The organism is Nguyenibacter vanlangensis (assembly GCF_013376155.1).
GTDB lineage: Bacteria > Pseudomonadota > Alphaproteobacteria > Acetobacterales > Acetobacteraceae > Gluconacetobacter > Gluconacetobacter vanlangensis.
This window is the reverse complement of record NZ_JABXXP010000568.1, coordinates 1-1840: the sequence shown is the minus strand read 5'-3', so window position 1 is coordinate 1840 and position 1840 is coordinate 1. Positions and strand designations below refer to the sequence as shown.

Here is a 1840-nt window from a genome sequence, read left to right as displayed (position 1 = left end):
ACCGCCGATGCTCGGCCTGTCGCCCGCCCGGGACCGCGCCATCCGCCGCCATCTCTCGGCCGCCGACCCCGATCTCGCCGCCCTCATCGCCCGCACCGGCCCCTGCCGCCTGCGCGTCCATGCCGTCCAGGAACCCTATGCCGCCCTGCTCGAGGCCATCGCCCACCAGCAACTGCACGGCAAGGCGGCACAGGCCATCCTGGGGCGGCTGGTGGCGCTCGCGGGTGGCACGCTGCCCGATCCGGCAGCCCTGCTGTCCTTTCCCGTCGAAGCCCTGCGCGGCTGCGGCCTGTCCGGCAGCAAGATCGCGGCGATGCAGGGCGTGGCCCGCGCCAGCCTCGACGGCACCGTCCCGTCGCGGGCGCAGGCCGTCGCCCTCTCCGACGACGAACTGGTCGCAAGACTGGTCGGCCTGCGCGGGATCGGGCGCTGGACGGTGGAAATGCTGCTGATCTTCGCGCTCGGCCGGCCCGACGTCATGCCGGTCGACGATTTCGGCGTGCGCGAGGGCTGGCGCGTGCTGAAACATCTCGACGCCCAGCCCAAACCCAGGGCGCTCGCCGACATCGCCCGCGCCTGGAGCCCCCATCGCTCGGCCGCCGCCTGGTATCTCTGGCGCGCGGCGGAAGAGGGCCGGCGGCCGGTCCAGGCCAACATCCTGACCGGCTGACGGCCCGGGTCCCGCCGCGCCCTTAATGCCGCGCCCTCAATATTGCTCGACGAAATCTTCCAGCAGGGCGGCGAAGCGCGCCGGGTTCTCCACATGCAGCCAATGCCCGGCCTTCTCGATCAGCTCCAGCCGGTAACGGGGAAACAGCCGCCGCATCACCCCGTAATGTTCCGGCCGGATATAGGGCGAATTGCCCCCCGCCAGAAACAGGGTCGGACCGGGATAGGAATAGCCCTCGGGGATATAGGGCCAGCTTTCGATATTGGTCATCGACGACACGATGTCGCGCAACCCGATGGTCCAGCCCGGATTGTCGCCCAGCCGCAGATTCTGCAGCATCAGCGCCCGCACGTCGGTATTGGAAATGTCGCGCGCCAGCAGCGTGTCGGCTTCCGCCCGGTTCAGATGGGGCGGGAATTTCACCCGCAACATCTGCTCGCCCAGCGAAAACTGGCCATGGCCGGTCCTGGCGGGCGGAATATCGGCCACCAGCAGGCTGTGCACCATGCCCGGCCGGGTCAGGGCCAGGGTCATCGCCACCTTGCCGCCCATCGAATGGCCGACCAGGGTCGCCGGCAGCGCCGCATGATGGGCCAGCGTCTCCAGCAGGTCCGCCGCCATGCTGTTGTAATCCATCGGCCCGTGCGGACTGTCGCCATGGTTGCGCAGGTCGATCGCCAGGGTGCGCCGCGTCCGCGCCAGGCGCCGCTGAAAGAATCCCAGGTTGCGCGCCCGGCCGAACAGCCCGTGCAGCAGCACGATGGGCGGGCGCGCCATGCCGCCCTCCTGCTCGGGCTCGCGCGCGATCACGTTCAGCAGCACGGCAGCACCATCCTTCCTTCCGCGTCTCGCACCGGGCCCGTCATCGGTCCCCGATTCCGCGGGTCAGGATGCAGCTTATGGTCTTCCGCGCCGCGCGCAAAGGCCGCCTCCGGAACGCCCGCCGTGCGCGGGGCGTTGTCCGGGTTCGGGGTCCGCACGCGTTCCTCGGCGGATATTTCGGCCGATATTTCAGTTGATCTGGGGGGGACATGACTTCAAATAGGCGGCACGGGCGCCTTGCCGCCGCTGGCGCCGCGCGAAAGTATCTGCCGTGCCGTCTCCCAGTTCCGGCCTGCTGAACCATCTGCGCCGTCAGCGCGCGCCGCGGGCGGGGACGGTGCCGGGTTC

General features: G+C 70.0%; 2 protein-coding genes. One reads left to right on the top strand and one right to left on the bottom strand.

Annotated elements, in window-relative coordinates:
• Nucleotides 1-7 precede the first annotated feature (7 nt).
• A complete protein-coding gene (locus tag HUK84_RS16730) occupies nucleotides 8-670 on the top strand; it encodes a DNA-3-methyladenine glycosylase family protein (RefSeq protein ID WP_176641286.1) in 663 nt (220 codons plus the stop codon).
• Nucleotides 671-706: 36 nt separating this feature from the next.
• Here HUK84_RS16730 and HUK84_RS16725 read toward each other — a convergent pair whose 3' ends face one another.
• Complete coding sequence (locus tag HUK84_RS16725) at nucleotides 707-1492, bottom strand: alpha/beta fold hydrolase (protein ID WP_176641285.1); 786 nt, start codon at nucleotides 1490-1492, stop codon at nucleotides 707-709.
• Nucleotides 1493-1840: the final 348 nt, after the last annotated feature.